This is a genomic window from Vibrio sp. M260112 (assembly GCF_036533775.1).
In the GTDB taxonomy this organism is placed as follows: domain Bacteria; phylum Pseudomonadota; class Gammaproteobacteria; order Enterobacterales; family Vibrionaceae; genus Vibrio.
Window position 1 is genome coordinate 113025 of sequence record NZ_JATABH010000003.1, and the last position, 21866, is coordinate 134890.

Here is a 21866-nt window from a genome sequence, read left to right on the forward strand (position 1 = left end):
TTGTTTTTATTTTGTAAGTGTGCTGGAGGGCTCCATGGCTGTAGCTGCCAATAAACGTTCTGTGATGACTCTATTTTCAAGTGCATCTGATATGTATAGCCATCAGGTTCGTATTGTTCTAGCAGAGAAAGGTGTAAGTGTAGAAGTAGAGCTTGTTGATGAAGCAAATCTACCTGCTGAACTTATCGAACTTAATCCATATAAGACAGTACCAACACTTGTTGACCGTGAACTAGCGCTTTACGACTCAAAGATCATCATGGAATACTTAGATGAGCGTTTTCCTCATCCGCCATTGATGCCTGTATACCCAGTCGCTCGTGGTAACAGCCGTCTAATGATCTTCCGTATCGAGAAAAACTGGTACACGCTTGCTGAAAAGATTGTAAAAGGCACTGCTGATGAAGCAGAAGCTGCCCGCAACAAACTGCGCAACGACCTGCTAACTCTAGGCCCTGTTTTCGCTGAGTATGAATACTTCATGAGCGAAGAATTTAGCCTAATCGACTGCTACCTAGCACCATTGCTATGGCGTCTGCCTCAACTTGGTATTGATCTAGTTGGTCCAGGTTCGAAAGAGCTTAAAGTTTACATGAATCGTGTATTTGAGCGTGATTCATTCCTAGCTTCTCTAACGGAAGCTGAACGTGAAATGCGTCTAACTCGTTAATTGGCGAGAAGATGGATATTGTCAATATGACACCACGCCGACCATATATGCTTCGTGCGTTTTATGATTGGTTGGTGGATAACGATTTAACGCCGCATGTCGTAGTGGCAGCAGAACTGCCTGGTGTCCGAGTACCGATGGAGTTTGTTCAAGATGGACAAATCATCCTAAATATTGCTCCTAGAGCGGTGGGTAACTTGGAACTAGGAAACGAAGCGATCACCTTTAATGCTCGTTTTAGTGGTCGTCCTCATTCTGTTATCGTCCCTTTGTATGCTGTTCAAGCTATTTATGCCCGTGAAAATGGTGCAGGTACCATGTTTGAACCTGAAGAAGCTTACATGGGCGAATATGAAGAAGAAGGGATTTATGAGGAACAAGATGAAGAGAACTCTTTGTCTGTTGCTGACGAGAGTGCGGAACGAGAGTCCCTCAACTCTGATGATGAGCCTCCAAGACCGACCAAAGGGCGTCCAAGCCTAAGAGTAGTCAAATAAAAAAGCAGCGCTAATGCGCTGCTTTTTTTTATCTCAATTTGTTGTGCTTAGCCCTGTTGGTGAAAGGCACGTACAACCTGTTTTACACCAGATATGTTGCGCGCTAACTCGGTTGCAATGTCAGCATGTTGTTGAGAAACATAACCGAGTAAGAATACTTCTTTGTCTTCGGTGATCACTTTAATTTTTACGCCGTTAAGCTCCGAGTTCGCCAGTAAAGCGGATTTCACTTTCGTCGTTATCCAACTATCGTGGCTAATCTCGCCCACAGACAACGGTGCTTTAACACGCAACTGATTGTGAATGTTTTTAACGCCTTTGATTTTACGTGCTTGCGATTCAAACTCTTGCTTGAGTTGATCGCTGTTTGCCTGTCCCATCAAAACCACGGTGCCGTTGTATGAACTGGCAGTAATACGGGCATTGCCTCTGAATGGGGGCTTGTTACCAATACCCGCGACTTCAAACTCAATATTATTATCGTTCCAGATCTCTTGCGTTGTTCGAGGGTCAATAACGATTGCTGCTGTCGTTGCTGCGCCAGCAACAAATAGACCAGCGCATCCGGTGAGATTGAGTAGCAATAGAGATAACAGTAGAGGTTTAAACCAATTCATCATTTAGTCTTCGTGTGCAGGAAACAATACTTGGTCGATAAGATCGCATAAGCAGTGTAGCGTCACCATATGAACTTCGTGAATTCTTGCTGTTCTGTGAGATGGGATCCGAATCTCCACATCGTTCTCACCCAATAACCCTGCCATTTCACCGCCATCCTTGCCTGTTAAGGCGATGATAGTCATGTCTCTTGTCACCGCAGCTTCCATCGCCTTGATGATATTTTTGCTATTCCCGCTGGTGGAAATAGCCAGCAGAATGTCACCAGTCTGACCAAAGGCGCGAACTTGCTTAGAGAAAATCTCTTTGTAGTGATAGTCGTTTGCGACCGCGGTAAGAGTCGTGTTATCGGCGGTTAAGGCCATTGCAGGTAGGCTAGGGCGCTCAGTTTCAAAACGGTTTAAAAGACAAGAAACAAACTGTTGTGCGTTCGAGGATGAGCCACCGTTGCCACAACACAGGATCTTGTTGCCATTAAGAAGACTAGCAACCATAGCTTGTGCGGCATGTGTAATGGCATCAGGCAGTGCTTCTGCTGCGGCAATTTGAATTTGAATACTTTCAGTAAAACTGTCTTTAATGCTGTCTAGCATCGATTATCCTTGAGTTATTACGTTTTTGAGCCATTCGATTTGGTGGCCATGGTTATGAATCGCCACCAAGTCAAAGCGAAAATCTGTCGAGTAAACGGATAAGCCGTTCTTCATTAGCCATACATTTGCGGTTTTTATTAGCTTGCGTATTTTGCTAGGCGTGACGGTCTCCGCAGCATGTCCGAACGATTGGCTTTTACGATAGCGTACCTCAACGAAGACGATAGTTGTACCATCGCGCATAATGAGGTCTATCTCGCCAGCTTTGGCTAGGAAGTTTCGCTCAATTAATGAGAGGCCGCAACCAGTAAGATATTTTTGTGCTGCGGCTTCGTAGTGTTGTCCGTGCTCTCTTTTATTGGTTGGCACTATGCTCCGCCCAACTGATCTCGCGCTGTACGACGCAATTATCGTCGATACTTAGCAAGCCAGTATTTCCCTCGATAGAGTAGCCTTGAACGACTTTCATTTGAGGGAGATGTTCCATCAAACGGTAAGCATCCATACCTAGGGCTTGCAGGCGCTTCTCTGCGTTAGAATCTTTCGGCCACAATTTATCCATTTGAGCTTTCAGGCTTGCATCTGGTTGAATTAATAGTGGAATATCACTGTACATCACACCGGTTAGATCTTCATACTGCTGACGGCCACTATTGCTGCGTGAGTTAGAATAGAGCTTCGGTGGGAACGTATCTGGGTTAATCGCTACTTCAATAAATGGTTTGATTAATGTTAACTCAGCACTGCTTGCAACGATGTAGACTGCATCGACATCGCGGCGACTGCGTGGTTGGCTCTCCAGCGGGATACTAAGTAAAGATTCCATCTGAGCAATGTGCTGCTGGCTATCTTGCAAACCGAATACTTTATTGATGTCACGTTGCAGTTGGCGTTTATCACCAAAGAGGTTTACCGCCACCTTGTTATCACTGTATTTGCTCCACTCTTGCTTAAACGCATCCACGACACGTGAGCCTAAACGTCCATTAGGAGCAAGGATGAGCGGGTATTGGTAGCCTTGTTTAGCTAAATGTTTTGCTGCTTGAGCAACTTCTTGCTCAGGCGAAAGGGCGAGATAGCAAGTGTTGTTTCCCGCTTCAACATTATCAGGGATGTTAAGCGCAAGCATCGGTAAACTTGAAGTAAAGCTTGCTTGAGCTTGTTGCAGTTTCTCAATGTTCTCTTTAAGTAACGGGCCTACAACTGAATCAATTTGCTTTTCAACTAAGGTCGACTCTAATTCAGCTACGCTTGTTGCATTGGTATCGATCACGGTGAGCGTTGCGTTAGGATCTCGTTCCTTGTCATTCATCATCTCTAGGATGAAGCCGTCGCGAATTAGCTTAGCTTGTTGAGCAAACTTGCCACTAAGTGGTAGCAGTAGGGCTGTGTTGACGGGTTTAATGAGTTCAAGAGACAAAATTTCATTAATTGCCTGCGGAGTGTATAGCGATGCAGGGTGAGTTGGATTAGCCGCTAACCATTGTTCTAAGCTGCTTTTCAGCTGTGGTAGGTTGCTCGCATAGTTCTTGGTGAAGCCAGTTACTTCAAGCCAGCCAGCGATAACAGGGTCAGTCTCTTGTTGCTTGAAGGTGTCAAGTTGAGTTCCGGTGTATTGGCCTAAATTGTTCCAGATACTTTGTGCCACAAAAGCTTGCTCACTTTCAGGTAAGTAACCACTGCTTAACGATAGTTCACGAGTGGCATTGAAAAAATCACCTTGTTTCGTGAATAGGGAGGCGCGAAGTTGGTGGTAGCTTAGCCACTGCTCATCGGCAAGTTGCCACGATGGTCTGAAATTAAGTTGTGAGAGTGCTTCTTGGTGCTGATTTTGAGCAACAAGTAGTTCTGCACGAGCGAGTTGCCACTCGGCTTGCTGCATATCGGTTAAGGATTGACGAGCTAAACGCTTCATCAATAGCTCCGCATTAGTTGCGTCTCCAGCATCGATAGAGGCTTTCAGTGCCATGATTAGCCAATCATTTTGTAGGCTTCCTTGGCTGCTATCAGCACGCATCAGATAGGTCTGGATTGGCTGATTTGGGTCGAGGGTAATATCGACACTTGTTGGCGCCTTTGGAGCAGAAGAACACGCTGCCAATGTGACAGCAAGTGCTACAGGAGTCAGTAAGCGTGTTACACTGAGACGCTTGTGGTTTTTCATGGCCATGAGCTCTTTGTTAATTCCGTATAAAATTGTGTCTATATTAATCGTTGAAGTGATGGTAAACAAATGACAGATAACAAAACCTTACTAACTGAGGTTCCTACCCTTTATATCGTACCTACACCAATTGGCAATCTGGGCGATATTACTCAGCGAGCGATTGAAGTGCTATCTAATGTCGATCTTATTGCCGCAGAAGATACACGTCATACAGGTAAGTTGCTTTCTCACTTCAATATTCAAACTAAAACTTATGCTCTCCATGATCATAATGAACAGCAAAAAGCGCAAGTCTTAGTCGACAAATTGTTAGCTGGGCACTCAATTGCACTCGTTTCTGATGCCGGCACCCCATTAATTAGTGATCCAGGATACCATCTTGTCACGCAATGTCGTCAGGCGGGCGTTAAAGTTGTCCCACTGCCTGGGGCTTGCGCAGTGATTACTGCGCTCAGCGCATCGGGATTACCTTCTGACAGATTCAGCTTTGAAGGGTTCTTACCTGCGAAAAGCAAGGGACGAAAAGATAAGTTCCTAGAAATCGCCAAAGTAGAACGTACATGTGTATTCTACGAATCCCCTCACCGCATCCTAGATTCACTTGCGGATATGCTAGACATTTTGGGGCCTGAGCGAGAAGTTGTTCTTGCCCGTGAACTGACCAAAACCTTTGAGACTATTCAAGGCATGCCACTGGGTGAATTGGTGGAATGGGTTAAAGCTGATGAGAATCAGCAGCGTGGTGAAATTGCGCTGTTGATTCATGGTTACCGTTCGAGTGAAGAAGAGACTTTGCCAGAGGAAGCGACTCGCACACTGGCGATTTTGACCAAAGAGTTACCCCTTAAAAAAGCCGCAGCATTGGCCGCAGAAATATACAACCTGAAGAAAAATGCGCTGTATAAGTGGGGGTTGGAGAACTTGAGTTAAGAGTTGAGACATTGGAGTCGAGAATCAAGAAGAAGCCGCTTTAGCTCTAGCTTTCCATTGCTCGACTCTCGAAGGGCAGCGTTCTTAACTCGCGAAGCAACGTATTCTGTCTATTCCTTGACCACTTAACGCCTCGTTTGCATCATATTTGTGATCTCGCTAGACACTTCGTGGATTAGTCTATACAATCCGCCCTCGGAGCTGACTGGGTAGTCGCTGCTTTGTTGATGTCCTTCGGGAGACTGACGTTGAGGTCCCTTTGGGAGACTGACGTTGACGTCCTTCGGGAGACTGACAGAGGGGAGGAAAGTCCGGGCTTCATAGAGCAAGGTGCCAGGTAACGCCTGGGGGGCGCAAGCCTACGACAAGTGCAGCAGAGAGAAGACCGCCGATGGCCCTAGGGCACAGGTAAGGGTGAAAGGGTGCGGTAAGAGCGCACCGGACGACTAGTAATAGTTCGTAGCAGGGTAAACTCCACCTGAAGCAAGACCAAATAGGCCTCCACATTGCGTTGCTCGCGTAAGGAGGCGGGTAGGTTGCTCGAGCCAGTGAGCGATTGCTGGCCTAGACGAATGGCTACCGCCGCGCAAGCGGAACAGAACCCGGCTTATGTGTCGGCTCCACCTATTCGAGACCCATCGTAACTTTGTTGTTATGATGGGTTTTTTGCTTTTAATTGACCAAATTTATTTCCGAACCATTAAACTTGGCGCTAAATCACGAGTTCTCATGTGCTAATAGTGGCGATACGCCGCTAAATCAGTACACTGGAGAATCTGAATCCGTCAATGCGACAGCCACATGAGATAACTATGACCGAAGCATTTAAACACATATCCGTACTCCTGCATGAATCGATTGATGGCTTAGTAATAAAGCCTGACGGTATCTATATCGATGGTACATTCGGTCGTGGCGGTCATAGCCGTACGATATTGTCTCAGTTGGGCGAAAATGGTCGCCTTTACAGTATCGACCGTGACCCACAAGCTATCGCTGAAGCAAACAAAATTGACGATCCTCGTTTTACCATTATTCATGGTCCTTTCTCTGGTATGGCGGACTATGCCGAAGAGTATGGATTGGTTGGTAAAGTGGATGGTGTTCTGCTGGATTTGGGTGTTTCTTCTCCTCAACTTGATGACGCTGAGCGTGGTTTCAGCTTTATGAAAGATGGTCCGCTGGATATGCGAATGGATCCAACGTCTGGTATCCCTGTTTCACAATGGCTGCTGGAAGCTGACTTGGATGATATTACTTGGGTTATCCGCGAGTTTGGTGAAGATAAGCATGCGCGTCGCATTGCTAAAGCGATCGTTGCTTACCGTGAGAACGAAGAGAACGAGCCTCTGACGCGCACCAGTCAGCTAGCCAAATTGATTTCAGACGCAGCACCAAAAAGTTTTAAAGAGAAAAAGCATCCAGCCACACGTGCTTTCCAAGCCTTCCGTATTTACATCAACAGTGAGTTAGAAGAAATCGATACGGCGCTAAAAGGTGCAGCGAAGATTCTTGCGCCACAAGGTCGACTATCAGTGATTAGCTTCCACTCTCTGGAAGACCGCATGGTAAAACGCTTTATTCGTAAAGAGAGTAAAGGACCAGAAGTACCTCACGGTATTCCAATGACTGAAGAGCAGATCAAAGCTTTAGGCAGTGCGAACTTAAAAGCGGTTGGTAAGGCAATTAAACCGTCAAAACAAGAAGTTGAACACAATGCACGTTCACGCAGTTCAGTGCTACGTATTGCAGAAAAGCTATAACAAACCATGAGTAAGTCAACGCCCAATCTCGCTAAGCTGATTGCACTCGATCTTTTGAGTGTTGGTCGTGTACCGCTAATCTTCCTCTTGATGATTTTTGCTAGTGCGATGGGGGTGGTATTTACGACTCACCACACACGCCAAGCCATTACCGAAAAAGATCAGGCCTTAGTTGAACGTGAGAGGCTTGATAATGAATGGCGTAATTTGTTACTTGAAGAAACCGCATTAGCCGAGCACAGTCGCGTACAAGCCGTGGCAAAACAAGAGCTGGAAATGAAGCGTCCAGATTCCGATAAAGAAGTCATTATTAACCTCCCATGAGCAAGAAAGAAAAACACGCTGAGCCGAAAGCCGAGCCGCAGCCAACTCATCTTATCCGTTGGCGATTCTATGTAGTGCTATTTTTTGTTTTTTGTGCCTTTGCAGCACTTGCTGGTCGTATCGCTTATATCCAAATTATTGAACCTGATAACTTGATCAAGCAAGGGGATTTACGTTCGGTTCGAGCCAAAACGCTGCATTCAGCTCGCGGCATCATTTCTGATCGCAATGGTGAACCTTTAGCGGTAAGTGTGCCTGTTGAGGCGGTTTGGGCTGATCCAGTGGCCATTTTCAAAGCCGGTGGTCTAGATGATATAAACCGTTGGTATGCACTCGCTGACGTGTTAGGCGTTAAGCGTCAAAGCCTGATCGATAAGATTAATGACAACAAAGACCGTCGCTTTATCTATCTTCAGCGTCAGGTTAGTCCAGCAATGGCGCACTACATTCGCGAATTGAAACTTTCAGGCATCGGACTAAAGGCTGAGTCAAGACGTTACTATCCAGCAGGTGAGGTAAGTGCCCACTTAGTGGGGGTGACTGGGATTGATGGTCATGGTCTTGAAGGTGTTGAGCGCAGCTATGACAAATGGCTGACTGGTGAAGCCGGCAAACGGATTATTCGTAAAGACCGTTATGGACGCGTGGTAGAAAACATCTCTTTGGAAGAACGTGAAGAAGGCAAGCCGTTAGAGCTGACGATTGATCAACGTATTCAAGCGATCGCGTTCCGAGCCATTAAGCAGGCAGTTGCTGACTATCGTGCAACCTCGGGTTCTGCCGTTATCCTTGATGTGAAAACGGGAGCCGTCTTGGCGATGGTGAATGCGCCGTCTTACAACCCAAATAATCGCTCAGACCTTCAGTCTGCCAAAATGCGTAACCGAGTGATTACCGATGCGTTTGAACCTGGTTCAACGGTGAAACCTTTTGTTGTTTTGGCGGCTTTAGAGAACGGTGTTGCCGATGACAAAACGGTGATTGATACCGGTGACGGCATCATGCAAATTGGCGGAAGCCGTGTCCGTGATACCTCAAAAGTCGGTAAGGCTGACTTAACCACCATTCTTAAAAAGTCGAGTAATATCGGGGTGGCTAAACTGGCGTTAGAAATGCCACTTGAAGCCTTGTTAGGTATGTATAGTTCGGTGGGTTTTGGTGAAGTGTCAGGGCTCAACCTAGTTGGTGAAACACAGGGGATTTTCCCTAATCGTCGTCGCTGGTCAAAATTTGAAATCGCGACTTTATCATTCGGTTATGGTCTCACTATCACGCCTCTTCAATTAGCCCATGCTTATGCCACGTTGGGTAATTTAGGTCTGTATCAGCCCATTCATATCATCGAGAACAATCAGCAAGATCTGTCAAAACAAGTTATCGATAGAGAAAATGCTCGAAAAGTACTGGCGATGCTAGAAACGGTCACACAGCCTGGCGGTACTGCGACGAAAGCAGCCGTACCTGGTTACCGAGTTGCCGCAAAAACAGGTACTTCACGTAAAGCGATAGCGGGCGGTTATGGTGATGAATATTTTGCCTATACCGCGGGCGTAGCGCCAGCCAGCGATCCAAGAGTCGCTTTGGTTGTGGTGGTCAATGAACCACAAGGTGATAACTACTACGGTGGTTCTGTAGCGGGCCCCGTCTTTGCTGAAATATTAAAAGGGACGTTACAGATATTGAATGTAGCGCCTGACGAAAACAAATTTAAACAAGATTAAGTGAGTTTGATATGTCCAAGGAACTGACCTTAGCCGCCTTACTTTCCCCGTGGTTGGATATTTCTGCTGAAGATAGTGCCAGTATAGTCGTGCAACGACTAGAACTCGATAGCCGCAAAGTCACTCAAGGCACGACGTTTGTTGCGATTAAAGGTCATGCCGTTGATGGTCGACGTTTTATCCCTTCAGCAATAGAGCAGGGCGCAAACGCGGTGATTGCTGAGGCGTGTGAGTTGCATCCTCATGGTGAGGTAACGAATGTCTCTGGAGTGAGTGTTGTCTATATCAACCAACTCAATCAGCATCTATCCGCTCTCGCTAGCCAACTTTATCCGCTGGCCAAGAACAAGCTCATTGGCGTAACGGGAACGAATGGTAAAACCACGATTACCCAGATTATGGCGCAGTGGCTTGATCTTGTCGGCCAGAAAGCAGCCGTTATGGGTACTACGGGCAATGGTTTTCTCTCTGACCTGCAACCCGTAGCGAACACGACAGGCAATGCGATAGAAATTCAGCAAACTCTGTATCGATTAGAAGAGCAGGGGGCGCGATACTCCGCGTTGGAAGTTTCTTCACATGGCTTGGTTCAAGGGCGCGTTAAAACTCTACCGTTTGAAGTCGGCGTGTTTTCCAATCTTAGTCGTGATCACCTCGATTATCATGGCACGATGGAAGAGTATGCCGAGGCAAAGTTTTCGCTATTTAGCCAACATCAGTGCAAAGCGGCGGTGATTAACGTTGATGATGAAGTCGGGGCTTGTTGGATTCAACGCCTAGATTCGGCCATTGCGGTTTCTCTTCAGCCAACGGATTACCCAAATGCAGTATGGGCTCAAAGTGTAAGTTATAGCGAAGCAGGAATAACGTTATCCATTGATGGGATGTTTGGGCGTGGAGAATTTACGGTCGCACTTATCGGTGAGTTCAATGCAAGTAATGTCTTAGTGGCATTAACCGCACTACTCGCACTTGGTATCGACAAACAAGCGTTGTTTGATGTGGCTGGTTCCTTAAAACCAGTACTCGGTCGAATGGAGCTATTTACAGCAAATGGCAAAGCGAAAGTTGTGGTCGATTATGCCCACACCCCAGATGCATTAGAAAAAGCATTACAAGCGCTTCGTGTTCATTGCCATGGCAAGCTATGGGCAATCTTTGGTTGTGGTGGTGATCGTGATAAGGGTAAGCGTCCAATGATGGCTGCGATTGGTGAAAGTCTGGCTGACAAAGTGATATTGACCGATGATAACCCACGTAGTGAATCTCCGGCAGCAATCGTAGAGGACATGCTGGAAGGAATGCAGAATCCCCAACAAGCCATTATTGAGCACAATCGATTTAATGCGCTCAAGCATGCCCTCGCTCATAGCAGTGAGTTGGACATTATCTTACTTGCTGGCAAAGGGCATGAAGATTATCAAGTGATGGCGGACAAAACTATCCAATATTCAGACCGAGAGTCTGCGCTACAACTTTTGGAGGTGTCGTTATGATTACCTTGATGTTAAGCCAAATCGCACAAGCATTAGACGCTGAGCTAATTGGTAATGACACGGCAATAGAATCTGTATCAACGGATACACGAGTGATTGAAACTGGTGCTCTTTTTGTTGCACTGGTTGGCGAACGTTTTGATGCCCATGACTTCGTTGCACAAGCGGTTGAGTCAGGTGCTGGTGCTCTGTTGGTCAGTAGAGTCGTGGACAGTGATGTCCCGCAACTGTTGGTCAAAGATACTAAACTGGCTTTGGGTCAGCTTGGTTCACTGGTTCATCATGCTTGTCAGACCCCTACTGTTGCGATCACGGGCAGTGCTGGCAAAACAACCGTTAAAGAGATGGTTGCGAGCATTATGGCGCAGCGAGGACGAGTTTTGTTTACCGCTGGGAATTTCAATAACGACATCGGTGTTCCACTAACATTGCTGCGTTCAACGCCTGAAGATGACTATGCCGTTATTGAGATGGGCGCGAACCACATCGGAGAAATTGCTTACACGACCAATCTGGTCAAAGCAGACGTTGCGTTAGTCAATAATGTTGCTGCGGCGCACTTAGAAGGTTTTGGCTCTCTTGATGGCGTAAAACAAGCGAAAGGTGAAATCTATCAGGGATTAAAACCTGGCTCGGTCGCGATTATCAATTTAGACAGTCATGGTGGAGATTATTGGCAAGATGTTCTCGCTGACAAACAGGTAAAAAGTTTTTCAGTTGTTGATTCAGATGCCGATTACTTTGCCAAAGAGATCGGTCTCAATGCGTGTGGTGAAGCCAGTTTTACTCTGGTTTCACCGTTTGGCGAGATTGCAGTCAAACTTGGCATTGTTGGTCAACACAACGTTGCTAACGCATTGGCGGCGGCAGCATTGGCGTTAGAACTTGGCGCCAATCTAGAAATGGTACAAACCGGCTTGGCTCATTTAAGCAAGGTTAAAGGTCGAGTTGAGGTAATTGAACTCAACGACAAGATCAAGCTTATTGACGATAGTTATAATGCCAGCGTACCCGCGATGAAAGCCGCGGCGGATCTGTTGGCGAGCTTCAAGGGAATTCGTTGGTTAATTTTGGGTAATATGGCTGAGTTAGGCGATGAAAGTCTTGCACTTCACCGTCAAGTCGGAGAACATGCAGCCCCATTCGAATTCGAACACGTGCTCACATATGGCGCTGATGCAAAAGCGATCAGCAATGAGTGTGATGGTCTTCATTTTGATAGCCATCAGAGCATGATTGATTATATTAAACAGCAGATAGTACAGCATCAAGAACCACAAACACTGCTAGTCAAAGGGGCAAATAGTGCTGGAATGAGTAAAGTCGCTACTGCTGTCAAGGAGATGTATACATGATTATTTGGCTCGCGGAGCTACTACAGCCATACTTTTCATTCTTCCGATTATTTGAGTACCTGTCGTTTCGTGCGATTGTGAGTGTACTTACCGCGTTAGGCATTTCATTGTGGATGGGACCAATCATGATCCGCCGTTTGCAGTTATTGCAGATCGGTCAGGTAGTTCGAAATGAAGGTCCTGAGTCTCACTTCAGTAAACGCGGTACGCCTACAATGGGTGGGATAATGATTCTGACGTCCATTGTAACGACGGTTCTGTTATGGACGGATCTCTCAAACCCTTATGTATGGTCAGTTCTGGCCGTTCTTATTGGTTACGGTGCAGTCGGGTTTGTTGATGACTACCGCAAGGTGGTACGTAAAAACACCGATGGTTTGATTGCTCGCTGGAAGTACTTTTGGCAGTCTGCCATTGCGCTGGTTGTCGCTTTCGCGCTATACGCTCATGGTAAAGACACCGCGGCCACTCAGCTAGTGGTACCGTTTTTCAAAGAGATCATGCCTCAACTTGGCTTGATGTACATTGTACTGACTTACTTCGTTATTGTCGGCACCAGTAATGCGGTGAACTTGACCGATGGCCTGGATGGCCTAGCGATTATGCCAACGGTATTAGTTTCAGCTGGTTTTGCGGCTATTGCTTGGGCGACGGGCAACGTCAACTTTGCTAATTACCTACATATTCCATACATTCCGCAAGCGTCGGAGCTAGTGGTCGTTTGTACCGCAATAGTGGGCGCAGGACTTGGTTTCCTATGGTTCAACACTTACCCAGCACAAGTGTTTATGGGTGATGTGGGCTCACTCGCCTTAGGTGGTGCGCTTGGTACCATTGCCGTGTTGGTTCGTCAGGAGTTTGTTTTAGTGATTATGGGGGGTGTTTTTGTAATGGAAACGCTTTCTGTAATCTTACAGGTCGGTTCCTATAAGTTGCGTGGTCAACGTATTTTCCGTATGGCACCAATTCACCATCATTACGAGCTAAAAGGTTGGCCTGAACCACGAGTGATCGTTCGTTTCTGGATCATCTCTATTGTGCTTGTTCTTGTCGGTTTAGCGACGCTTAAAGTTCGATAAGGAAGTTCACACCATGACCACGGATCGTTGGCAAGGTATTGAGAAAGTCGTTGTTGTAGGGCTCGGTATCACCGGGCTCTCTGTCGTTAAGTACTTAACCTCATTACAGAAAACGCTAGATGTTCGCGTTATCGATACGCGTGAAAACCCACCGGGCAGTGAAGCCTTACCGCAGGGGATTGCTCTACATAGTGGAAGTTGGAATCTGAACTGGCTACTTGAAGCTGATCTGGTTGTGACTAATCCCGGAATTGCTTTAGCGACGCCCGAAATTCAGCAGGTGCTCGCCAAGAGTATCCCTGTTGTTGGCGATATTGAGCTGTTTGCGTGGCAAGTCGATAAACCAGTGATCGCCATTACTGGCTCAAATGGTAAGAGTACCGTCACAGATTGGACGGGGCAGGTTGCTAAAGCGGCCGGTCTTACAGTCGGTGTTGGCGGCAACATTGGTGTGCCTGCGTTAGATCTTCTTGCGTTGGATGCGGACTTATATGTTCTAGAATTGTCCAGCTTCCAGTTAGAAACGACGCGCTCATTAGCGCCAAAAGCGGCGGCGTTTTTGAATCTATCTGAAGACCATATGGATCGTTACCAAGGTATGGAAGATTATCGCCAAGCGAAGTTGCGCATCTTTGAGCATGCTGAAGCTTGTGTGGTCAATGCTGACGATAAACAAACCTACCCAGACCATGATGGGCATAACCTGATCGAGTTTAGTCTGGTTGAGCCAACCCAGTTTGCCGTTACTGCGCAGCATGGTATCGAGTATATTTCAGTCAATGGCACGCTTATTTGTCCTACATCGGAACTCTCACTTGTTGGTCGTCATAATGTTGCCAACGCATTAGTGGTATTAGCCTTGTTAGCGCAAGTCGGCGTTGATATCGAAAAAGGCTTAGCTGCGTTGAAATCTTACCGCGGTTTGACACATCGCTGCCAAGTGGTTGCCGATAATCGTGGTGTTAAGTGGGTCAATGATTCGAAAGCGACGAATGTCGCCAGCACTATGGCAGCCTTGGCGGGTCTTGAGCTGGAAGGCACCCTGTATCTTTTAGTGGGTGGTGTCGGTAAAGGTGCTGATTTCTCCCAGTTAGAACCGATACTCAAGCCTTTGAAGCTGCAATTGTGCTGTTTTGGTGAGGACGGTGACCAGTTTATGCCGCTCCACGCAAGCGCTCAGCGTTTTGACGATATGGAAGAGATCATTCAGTGGTTAGCACCCAATGTGATTGCCGGAGATATGGTATTACTTTCTCCAGCCTGTGCCAGCTTTGACCAGTTCAGTAATTTTATGGCTCGTGGAGATGCATTCACCGAGCTAGCGAAAGCTTACGCATAAATAACGTAGGGAACTATGCAAATTCGAAACGTTTTTGGCAGCATCAAACGTTGGGTGACTACATCGTCACCCGAAGCCCTGTATGACCGACAGTTAGTATGGATCTCTTTGGGGTTGATGCTGACTGGGTTGGTGATGGTGACCTCTGCTTCGTTTCCAATCAGTTCTCGGTTAACTGACCAACCTTTTCACTTTATGTTTCGCCACGCTATTTTTTTGGTGCTGGCCATCTCCACCTCGGCCGTTATCCTTCAAGTCCCGATCAAGCGTTGGTTAGAGTTCAGTACTTGGCTTTTGTTGCTTTCAATCGGACTACTCATCGTCGTGCTCGTTGCGGGTAAATCGGTGAACGGTGCTTCGCGATGGATTCCATTAGGCTTGTTTAACTTACAGCCAGCAGAAGTCGCCAAACTGTCGTTGTTCATCTTCATGTCTGGTTATTTAGTGCGAAAGAGTGAAGAAGTTCGGTCCAGCTTTTTCGGCGGTTTTATCAAGCCGATTATTGTCTTTGCAACGCTGGCGAGTTTACTGTTGCTCCAGCCTGACTTAGGGACCGTCATCGTGATGTTGGTTACTCTGTTTGGTATGTTGTTTATTGCTGGAGCCAAGCTGACTCAGTTTCTCGCTTTAATGGTCGTAGGCTTGGTTGCGGTTGCAACGCTTATCTATATCGAACCTTACCGGATGCGCCGTGTTACCTCTTTCATGGATCCGTGGGATGACCCATTTGGTAGTGGATATCAGTTAACTCAATCTTTGATGGCATTTGGCCGTGGCGAGTGGTTCGGCCAAGGGTTAGGCAACTCAATTCAAAAATTGGAATATCTACCAGAAGCGCATACTGACTTTGTCTTCGCCGTGCTAGCCGAAGAGTTAGGTTATGTGGGGGTTGTACTGGTATTGATGCTGATTTTTAGTTTGGTGTTAAAAGCGATTTATATTGGTCGTAAGGCATTTGAAAACAACCAACTCTTTGGTGGCTATTTAGCATTTGGTATCGGGATTTGGTTTGCTTTCCAAACTCTAGTCAACGTCGGTGCTGCTGCAGGTATGGTACCCACCAAAGGTTTGACGTTACCTCTGATCAGTTATGGTGGTTCGAGTTTGATCGTCATGGCTGTTGCCGTTTCCATTTTACTGCGTATTGATTATGAGTGCCGATTGGGTAGTGCAGAAAAACAAGAACAAAAGTTAAATACAGATGAAAACGAATAAAAGATTAATGGTTATGGCTGGCGGGACAGGTGGCCATGTTTTCCCAGGACTTGCCGTTGCGAAAAAGCTTCAGTCGCAAGGTTGGGATATTCGCTGGTTGGGTACTGCTGATCGTATGGAAGCGGATTTGGTGCCGAAACACGGTATCGAGATCGATTTTATCAAAGTAAAAGGTCTACGCGGTCAAGGCATTGGCCGATTAATTGCCGCACCATTGCAGATTATCAATGCTGTGTTTCAGGCGAGAGCTCATATGAAGCGTTGGAAGCCAGATGCAGTTCTTGGTATGGGTGGCTACGTAAGTGGACCGGGCGGAATCGCTGCATGGTCACTTGGTATCCCTATTGTTTTGCATGAACAAAACGCTGTTGCGGGCCTGACAAATCAATGGCTATCTAAGATAGCTCGTCAGGTTTTTCAGGCTTTCCCAGGGGCTTTCCCAGCGGCTCCAGTTGTTGGTAACCCTGTGCGTGAAGATGTGGTGACCATTGAACCGCCAACTAGCCGGATGAGTCAGCGTGATGGTGATATCAGAATTTTGGTTATGGGAGGCAGCCAAGGTGCTCAGATCCTTAACCGAACGTTACCTGAAGTGATGGCTAAGCTTGGCAGTGGCTATCAGATTCGCCACCAGGCTGGTAAAAACAACCAGCAGGAAGTGGCGCAAGCATACGCCGAGCATCAAGTCGAGAGCGCGGAAGTGCTCGAGTTTATCGATGATGTAGCCGCGGCTTATCAATGGGCTGATCTACTTGTGTGTCGCTCAGGTGCGCTGACCGTATCTGAAGTATCCGCTGCGGGTGTCGGGGCTATCTTTATCCCGTTTATGCATAAAGATAGACAGCAGGCCTTGAATGCTGACCATTTGGTAGAGTGTGGTGCAGCAAAAATGATTGAGCAGGGTGAACTCACCGTAGAGAAACTTGCGAACGAAATTCAACAGCTAGATCGCGCGGCTTTGCTTGATATGGCAAAGAAAGCACGAGACGCTGCTAAGTTAGATGCAGATAGTGTGGTCTCTGAAGCCATTATTGCACTGACGAAATAACGAGAAAGAATCATGACAGTTAAACATACTCAAGATTTGGCTCAGATTAGAGCTATGGTGCCAGAGATGCGCCGCGTAAAATGCATTCACTTCATCGGTATTGGTGGTGCAGGTATGAGCGGTATTGCCGAAGTATTACTGAATGAAGGATATCAAATTTCTGGATCAGATATTGCGGCTAATGTGACGATAGAACGTCTGATTAAGAAAGGCGCGACAGTATTTATTGGTCATGCAAAAGAAAATGTTTCAGAGGCGAGTGTTGTCGTTGTTTCAACCGCCATCAATGAAGAAAACCCAGAGATAATAGCGGCGCGCGCAGCACGTATTCCGGTCGTTCGTCGTGCTGAAATGCTTGCTGAGTTAATGCGCTTCCGCCACGGCATTGCGGTTGCTGGTACACATGGTAAAACCACAACCACTGCACTTGTCACACAAATTTACTCAGAAGCTGGCTTAGATCCAACGTTCGTTAATGGCGGTCTTGTTAAGAGTGTGGGAACTAATGCTCGTCTCGGTTCGAGCCGTATCTTAATTGCAGAAGCGGATGAAAGTGATGCTTCATTCCTACACCTTCAGCCAATGGTCAGCATCGTCACCAATATCGAAGCTGATCATATGGATACCTATGGTGGTGATTTTGAGACTCTAAAGCAGACATTTATCGATTTTCTTCACAACCTTCCATTTTACGGTCAAGCGATCGTATGCATTGATGATCCTGTTGTACGAGAATTGGTTCCAATCATTAGCCGTCAGGTGATCACCTATGGTTTCTCTGAGGATGCGGATGTACGCATTACTCATTACCGACAAGAAGGGCAACAAGGCAAATTCACCGTTGCTCGCCATGGTAAACCGGATTTAGATATTACTCTCAATATTCCTGGTAGGCACAACGCACTGAATGCGTCTGCGGCAATCGCGGTTGCTACTGAGGATGACATTAGTGATGAGGCCGTTCTAAAAGCCATGGCCGGAACTCAAGGTACAGGACGCAGATTTGAACACCTTGGTGAGTTCAATACCGGTAATGGTCAGGCCATGCTGGTCGATGATTATGGACATCATCCAACGGAAGTTGATGTGACCATTCAAGCTGCACGCAATGGTTGGCAGGATAAACGTCTCGTTATGATTTTTCAGCCTCACCGTTATAGCCGAACACGAGATCTTTACGATGATTTCGCCAATGTACTCGAACAAGTTGATGTTCTGATCATGTTGGATGTTTATTCTGCAGGTGAGAAACCTATCTCGGGAGCCGATGGACGCTCTTTATGTAGGACTATTCGTAGTCGCGGTAAGATTGATCCGATTTTTGTTCCAGATAGCAAGGCGTTACCTTCAGTTCTCGCTAATGTTTTACAAGATGGTGACTTAGTACTAACTCAAGGTGCGGGTGATGTTGGTAAGGTAGCGAAACAGCTCGAAGCTCTTGAGTTAAATGTCGACAAGATGTCTCAAGCTTGATTTAAACATTGAATTTTGACTAATTGCGTCACTTATTCCGTTTTAAGTGGCGATTTCTTAATATCAGTGTTTGATACTTTCTATGACGCCAGTATAATCTGAAGGTTAAAGTAAGTGCTTTTGCCTCTATATACGAATTGAGATAGGGAAAATAAGCGAGCTAATTGGCAAGGACTATGGACTTTGATTAAAAGTGCTTTTAATGAAGGCCGTCGTTTAACCTCTAAACCACTAGTTAAAGAACACGCTCTAGGTGGCGCATTCTTGCTGGTGGTATTGTTGTTAATAGGCTCTCTCCTTTACTCTACGATCTCTTGGATGTGGGATGACCAGCGTCTTCCGCTATCTAAGATCGTGCTCCAGGGTGAATTACATTACGTTTCAGCAGCTGATGTACAGCGAGCATTTGCTCAGCTTGATCATGTTGGAACGTTTATGTCGCAGGATATTAACGTGCTACAAAATATGGCCGAGTCTATCCCCTGGGTATCACATGCCTCAATTCGTAAACAATGGCCTGACACGGTTAAAGTCTTTCTTACTGAGTTTCATGCAGAGGCTATCTGGAATGGCAATGCACTACTCAATGAAGATGGGCAAGTTTTCGACGGTGACATAGCCAAATTGGATGAAGAGCGAGTAAAACTTTATGGACCGCAAAACAGTAGCGAAGAAGTGTTGCGAGTGTGGCGTGAGATCAGTCCAAAGTTTCAGTCACTTAACTTAACGATTACTTCCTTGGTGTTGAATGAACGCCGAGCTTGGCAGATTATCCTAGATAACGGAATTCGCCTCGAGCTAGGCAAAGAGTCACTACAGGAACGGATAGAGCGCTTTGTTTCGCTTTATCAGAATTTGGGTAGCGATGCTCAGCGAGTAAGCTACATCGACCTCAGGTATGATACGGGAGCCTCAATTGGATGGTTCCCAGAACAAGAGTTAGAGCAAGAGAATACAGATGACTAAGACCGCTGATGACAGCATTATTGTTGGTCTTGATATAGGCACTGCAACCGTATCGGCTCTCGTGGGTGAAGTATTGCCTGATGGTCAAATCAATATTATTGGCGCAGGCAGCAGTCCTTCCCGCGGGATGGATAAAGGTGGCGTGAATGACCTTGAATCGGTTGTAAAATCGGTTCAGCGAGCGGTCGATCAAGCAGAGCTGATGGCAGAATGCGATATCACGAATGTGTTTATCTCCCTTTCAGGGCGTCACATTGCTAGCCGAATTGAGAAAGGCATGGGAACCATTTCGGATGAAGAGGTCTCTCAAGAAGATATGGATCGTGCGATTCATACTGCCAAATCAATTAAGATTGGTGACGAACAGCGCATTCTGCACGTTATCCCTCAAGAATTTACGATTGACTATCAAGAAGGGATAAAAAATCCGCTAGGTTTATCAGGAGTGCGCATGGAAGTTAGCGTGCACCTGATCTCTTGTCACAATGATATGGCGAGAAATATCATAAAAGCAGTCGAGCGTTGTGGACTCAAAGTTGAGCATCTGGTTTATTCAGGGTTAGCAGCGAGTAATGCTGTGATCACTGAAGATGAACGAGAGCTTGGTGTTTGTGTTGTAGACATCGGTGCTGGTACGATGGATGTATCCATTTGGACTGGCGGCGCATTGCGTCATACCGAAGTGTTTTCATACGCTGGCAATGCAGTGACAAGTGATATCGCTTTTGCCTTCGGTACCCCAGTTAGTGATGCTGAAGAAATTAAAGTGAAATATGGCTGTGCTCTAAGTGAGTTAGTCAGTAAAGATGATACAGTTAACGTTCCAAGTGTAGGCGGACGCCCATCACGTAGTTTACAAAGACAGACTTTGTCTGAAGTGATTGAGCCTCGTTATACTGAGTTGATGGGACTGGTTAACCAAACTATCGATACCGTACAAGAAAAACTGCGCGAAGAAGGGATTAAACATCACCTAGCCGCAGGAGTGGTGCTCACAGGAGGAGCGTCACAGATTGAAGGTTTGGTAGAATGTGCGGAACGTGTATTCCGCAACCAAGTTAGAGTCGGCAAACCCTTAGAGGTGAGTGGCTTAACTGATTACGTTAAAGAGCCGTATCATTCTACGGCAGTTGGTTTACTTCATTACGCAAGAGATGCACGAGTAAATGATGATACTGAGTATAACGAGCCCTCTCGTGCCTCTGTAACGGGTTTATTTGGTCGTTTGCGTAATTGGATACAAAAAGAGTTTTAACCTGAGCAGCAGGAAAAACGGAGATAACACATGTTTGAACCGATGATGGAAATGTCTGACGATGCAGTAATTAAAGTCGTTGGGGTTGGTGGCGGTGGCGGTAACGCCGTTGAACACATGGTACGTGAATCCATCGAAGGTGTTGAGTTTATTAGTATTAATACTGATGCTCAGGCACTTCGTAAAACCAGCGTGAATAGCGTTATTCAGATTGGTGGTGATATCACAAAAGGACTTGGCGCAGGTGCAAACCCACAAGTTGGGCGTGACGCAGCTCTCGAAGATCGTGATCGAATTAAAGAAGAGCTGAGTGGTGCCGATATGGTATTTATCGCAGCTGGCATGGGTGGTGGTACTGGTACAGGTGCAGCCCCAGTAATTGCAGAAGTAGCAAGAGAGCTCAATATCTTGACTGTTGCTGTAGTGACTAAGCCATTTAGCTTTGAAGGCAAGAAACGCCTAGCGTTTGCTGAACAAGGTATTGAAGAGCTTTCTAAACATGTGGATTCATTAATCACGATTCCTAATGAAAAGCTTCTCAAAGTACTTGGTCGTGGTATTACACTACTTGAAGCCTTTGCGAGTGCTAACGATGTATTGAAGAATGCAGTACAGGGTATTGCAGAGCTGATTACTCGTCCTGGCATGATTAACGTCGACTTTGCTGACGTACGTACAGTTATGTCGGAAATGGGTCATGCGATGATGGGTAGCGGTGTTGCAAAAGGTGAAGACCGTGCAGAAGAAGCGGCTGAAATGGCGATTTCAAGCCCGCTGCTTGAAGATATCGATCTTGCTGGCGCACGTGGTGTACTTGTGAACATCACTGCGGGTCTAGATATGCGTCTAGACGAGTTTGAAACTGTAGGTAATACAGTAAAAGCTTTCGCATCAGATAACGCTACGGTTGTTATCGGTACTTCACTTGATCCTGATATGGCAGATGAAATTCGTGTAACAGTTGTTGCTACGGGTATTGGTAACGAGAAGAAACCTGACATCACGCTAGTTGCGGGCGGTAAGGCGAAAGTTGCGCCAGTTGCTCAGCCACAGACTCAACCACAAGCGGTGACATCTCAGCATGCAACCGTCAATAAAGTGGAAGAGAAAACGGCATCAACTTTGCAAGACAAGCCACAGGTAACTCCTCAGCCAACGACATCTGCGTCGTCTGGTTCGAGTGCAAGCCAAAGTGCAGCGCCGAAAGCGGACAAAGAAAGCGGCTACTTAGATATTCCAGCCTTCTTACGTCGTCAAGCTGACTAATACAATCGCAATTTGACACTGTTCAATTTTGTGGTAGCATGCACGGTCAATATCACCATTGACCGTGATTTGTAGCATTTTTACTGAGGCA

General features: G+C 46.4%; 20 protein-coding genes and 1 other RNA gene. 17 read left to right on the forward strand and 4 right to left on the reverse strand.

From position 1 onward, the window contains the following. The first annotated feature begins 34 nt into the window (after positions 1 to 34). Positions 35 to 670 carry a stringent starvation protein SspA gene (gene sspA / locus QTN95_RS02535; protein ID WP_331416218.1) on the forward strand — a complete coding sequence of 212 codons (636 nt, stop codon included), beginning with the start codon at positions 35 to 37 and terminating at the stop codon, positions 668 to 670. Positions 671 to 681: 11 nt separating this feature from the next. Then, positions 682 to 1167, forward strand: a complete 486-nt coding sequence (sspB, locus tag QTN95_RS02540) for a ClpXP protease specificity-enhancing factor (protein ID WP_138972528.1) — start codon at positions 682 to 684, stop codon at positions 1165 to 1167. Between the two features lie 47 nt (positions 1168 to 1214). On the opposite strand, the gene QTN95_RS02545 is transcribed toward sspB, so the two are convergent. From QTN95_RS02545 to QTN95_RS02560, 4 genes are read right to left on the reverse strand one after another with little or no spacing between them, the layout of a single operon-like run. Continuing rightward, positions 1215 to 1784 (reverse strand): BON domain-containing protein, encoded by a 570-nt coding sequence (locus QTN95_RS02545; RefSeq protein WP_331416246.1) that lies wholly within the window; start codon positions 1782 to 1784, stop codon positions 1215 to 1217. 3 nt (positions 1785 to 1787) lie between these two features. After that, positions 1788 to 2378, reverse strand: a complete 591-nt coding sequence (locus QTN95_RS02550) for a phosphoheptose isomerase (RefSeq protein WP_331416219.1) — start codon at positions 2376 to 2378, stop codon at positions 1788 to 1790. A 3-nt stretch (positions 2379 to 2381) separates the two neighbouring features. Continuing rightward, positions 2382 to 2747 (reverse strand): YraN family protein, encoded by a 366-nt coding sequence (locus QTN95_RS02555; protein ID WP_138972526.1) that lies wholly within the window; start codon positions 2745 to 2747, stop codon positions 2382 to 2384. Continuing rightward, positions 2734 to 4548 carry a penicillin-binding protein activator gene (locus QTN95_RS02560; protein WP_331416220.1) on the reverse strand — a complete coding sequence of 605 codons (1815 nt, stop codon included), beginning with the start codon at positions 4546 to 4548 and terminating at the stop codon, positions 2734 to 2736. The genes QTN95_RS02555 and QTN95_RS02560 overlap by 14 nt, the downstream gene beginning before the upstream one ends. Positions 4549 to 4611: 63 nt before the next feature. On the opposite strand from QTN95_RS02560, the gene rsmI reads away from it, so the two are divergent. The 15 genes from rsmI to ftsZ all read left to right on the forward strand — a co-directional run bounded on the left by rsmI (position 4612) and on the right by ftsZ (position 21775). Beyond that, positions 4612 to 5475, forward strand: coding sequence for a 16S rRNA (cytidine(1402)-2'-O)-methyltransferase (gene rsmI, locus QTN95_RS02565; protein WP_331416221.1), 864 nt, complete (start codon positions 4612 to 4614; stop codon positions 5473 to 5475). A 197-nt stretch (positions 5476 to 5672) separates the two neighbouring features. Then, positions 5673 to 6101: RNase P RNA component class A (rnpB, locus tag QTN95_RS02570), an RNA gene on the forward strand. Positions 6102 to 6287: 186 nt separating this feature from the next. After that, positions 6288 to 7238, forward strand: coding sequence for a 16S rRNA (cytosine(1402)-N(4))-methyltransferase RsmH (rsmH, locus tag QTN95_RS02575; RefSeq protein WP_331416222.1), 951 nt, complete (start codon positions 6288 to 6290; stop codon positions 7236 to 7238). A 6-nt stretch (positions 7239 to 7244) separates the two neighbouring features. Further along, a complete protein-coding gene (gene ftsL / locus QTN95_RS02580) occupies positions 7245 to 7562 on the forward strand; it encodes a cell division protein FtsL (RefSeq protein WP_138972522.1) in 318 nt (105 codons plus the stop codon). Beyond that, positions 7559 to 9283 (forward strand): penicillin-binding transpeptidase domain-containing protein, encoded by a 1725-nt coding sequence (locus tag QTN95_RS02585; RefSeq protein ID WP_331416223.1) that lies wholly within the window; start codon positions 7559 to 7561, stop codon positions 9281 to 9283. The genes ftsL and QTN95_RS02585 overlap by 4 nt, the downstream gene beginning before the upstream one ends. A gap of 11 nt (positions 9284 to 9294) precedes the next feature. Beyond that, positions 9295 to 10779, forward strand: a complete 1485-nt coding sequence (gene murE / locus QTN95_RS02590) for a UDP-N-acetylmuramoyl-L-alanyl-D-glutamate--2,6-diaminopimelate ligase (RefSeq protein ID WP_331416224.1) — start codon at positions 9295 to 9297, stop codon at positions 10777 to 10779. Continuing rightward, on the forward strand, positions 10776 to 12134 hold the full coding sequence (locus QTN95_RS02595; RefSeq protein ID WP_331416225.1) for a UDP-N-acetylmuramoyl-tripeptide--D-alanyl-D-alanine ligase: 1359 nt from the start codon (positions 10776 to 10778) through the stop codon (positions 12132 to 12134). The genes murE and QTN95_RS02595 overlap by 4 nt, the downstream gene beginning before the upstream one ends. After that, complete coding sequence (gene mraY, locus QTN95_RS02600) at positions 12131 to 13213, forward strand: phospho-N-acetylmuramoyl-pentapeptide-transferase (RefSeq protein WP_331416226.1); 1083 nt, start codon at positions 12131 to 12133, stop codon at positions 13211 to 13213. The genes QTN95_RS02595 and mraY overlap by 4 nt, the downstream gene beginning before the upstream one ends. A gap of 13 nt (positions 13214 to 13226) precedes the next feature. Beyond that, positions 13227 to 14552, forward strand: coding sequence for a UDP-N-acetylmuramoyl-L-alanine--D-glutamate ligase (gene murD / locus QTN95_RS02605; RefSeq protein ID WP_331416227.1), 1326 nt, complete (start codon positions 13227 to 13229; stop codon positions 14550 to 14552). Positions 14553 to 14567: 15 nt separating this feature from the next. After that, positions 14568 to 15767 (forward strand): cell division protein FtsW, encoded by a 1200-nt coding sequence (gene ftsW, locus QTN95_RS02610; protein WP_331416228.1) that lies wholly within the window; start codon positions 14568 to 14570, stop codon positions 15765 to 15767. Further along, positions 15754 to 16815, forward strand: coding sequence for an undecaprenyldiphospho-muramoylpentapeptide beta-N-acetylglucosaminyltransferase (gene murG / locus QTN95_RS02615; protein WP_331416229.1), 1062 nt, complete (start codon positions 15754 to 15756; stop codon positions 16813 to 16815). Before ftsW ends, murG begins: the two co-directional genes overlap by 14 nt. Before the next feature lie 12 nt (positions 16816 to 16827). Then, complete coding sequence (gene murC, locus QTN95_RS02620; protein WP_331416230.1) at positions 16828 to 18288, forward strand: UDP-N-acetylmuramate--L-alanine ligase; 1461 nt, start codon at positions 16828 to 16830, stop codon at positions 18286 to 18288. A 183-nt stretch (positions 18289 to 18471) separates the two neighbouring features. Then, positions 18472 to 19254 carry a cell division protein FtsQ/DivIB gene (locus QTN95_RS02625; protein ID WP_331416231.1) on the forward strand — a complete coding sequence of 261 codons (783 nt, stop codon included), beginning with the start codon at positions 18472 to 18474 and terminating at the stop codon, positions 19252 to 19254. Next, positions 19247 to 20509 (forward strand): cell division protein FtsA, encoded by a 1263-nt coding sequence (gene ftsA, locus QTN95_RS02630; RefSeq protein WP_138972512.1) that lies wholly within the window; start codon positions 19247 to 19249, stop codon positions 20507 to 20509. The genes QTN95_RS02625 and ftsA overlap by 8 nt, the downstream gene beginning before the upstream one ends. Positions 20510 to 20539: 30 nt before the next feature. Next, positions 20540 to 21775 carry a cell division protein FtsZ gene (ftsZ, locus tag QTN95_RS02635; protein ID WP_331416232.1) on the forward strand — a complete coding sequence of 412 codons (1236 nt, stop codon included), beginning with the start codon at positions 20540 to 20542 and terminating at the stop codon, positions 21773 to 21775. Positions 21776 to 21866: the final 91 nt, after the last annotated feature.

Bases quoted from the DNA above. Each gene is read 5' to 3' on its own strand.
- sspA (WP_331416218.1), top strand. From the start codon at position 35: ATGGCTGTAGCTGCCAATAAACGTTCTGTGATGACTCTATTTTCAAGT.
- sspB (WP_138972528.1), top strand. From the start codon at position 682: ATGGATATTGTCAATATGACACCACGCCGACCATATATGCTTCGTGCG.
- QTN95_RS02545 (WP_331416246.1), bottom strand. From the start codon at position 1,784: ATGAATTGGTTTAAACCTCTACTGTTATCTCTATTGCTACTCAATCTC.
- QTN95_RS02550 (WP_331416219.1), bottom strand. From the start codon at position 2,378: ATGCTAGACAGCATTAAAGACAGTTTTACTGAAAGTATTCAAATTCAA.
- QTN95_RS02560 (WP_331416220.1), bottom strand. From the start codon at position 4,548: ATGGCCATGAAAAACCACAAGCGTCTCAGTGTAACACGCTTACTGACT.
- rsmI (WP_331416221.1), top strand. From the start codon at position 4,612: ATGACAGATAACAAAACCTTACTAACTGAGGTTCCTACCCTTTATATC.
- rsmH (WP_331416222.1), top strand. From the start codon at position 6,288: ATGACCGAAGCATTTAAACACATATCCGTACTCCTGCATGAATCGATT.
- ftsL (WP_138972522.1), top strand. From the start codon at position 7,245: ATGAGTAAGTCAACGCCCAATCTCGCTAAGCTGATTGCACTCGATCTT.
- QTN95_RS02585 (WP_331416223.1), top strand. From the start codon at position 7,559: ATGAGCAAGAAAGAAAAACACGCTGAGCCGAAAGCCGAGCCGCAGCCA.
- murE (WP_331416224.1), top strand. From the start codon at position 9,295: ATGTCCAAGGAACTGACCTTAGCCGCCTTACTTTCCCCGTGGTTGGAT.
- QTN95_RS02595 (WP_331416225.1), top strand. From the start codon at position 10,776: ATGATTACCTTGATGTTAAGCCAAATCGCACAAGCATTAGACGCTGAG.
- mraY (WP_331416226.1), top strand. From the start codon at position 12,131: ATGATTATTTGGCTCGCGGAGCTACTACAGCCATACTTTTCATTCTTC.
- murD (WP_331416227.1), top strand. From the start codon at position 13,227: ATGACCACGGATCGTTGGCAAGGTATTGAGAAAGTCGTTGTTGTAGGG.
- ftsW (WP_331416228.1), top strand. From the start codon at position 14,568: ATGCAAATTCGAAACGTTTTTGGCAGCATCAAACGTTGGGTGACTACA.
- murG (WP_331416229.1), top strand. From the start codon at position 15,754: ATGAAAACGAATAAAAGATTAATGGTTATGGCTGGCGGGACAGGTGGC.
- murC (WP_331416230.1), top strand. From the start codon at position 16,828: ATGACAGTTAAACATACTCAAGATTTGGCTCAGATTAGAGCTATGGTG.
- ftsA (WP_138972512.1), top strand. From the start codon at position 19,247: ATGACTAAGACCGCTGATGACAGCATTATTGTTGGTCTTGATATAGGC.
- ftsZ (WP_331416232.1), top strand. From the start codon at position 20,540: ATGTTTGAACCGATGATGGAAATGTCTGACGATGCAGTAATTAAAGTC.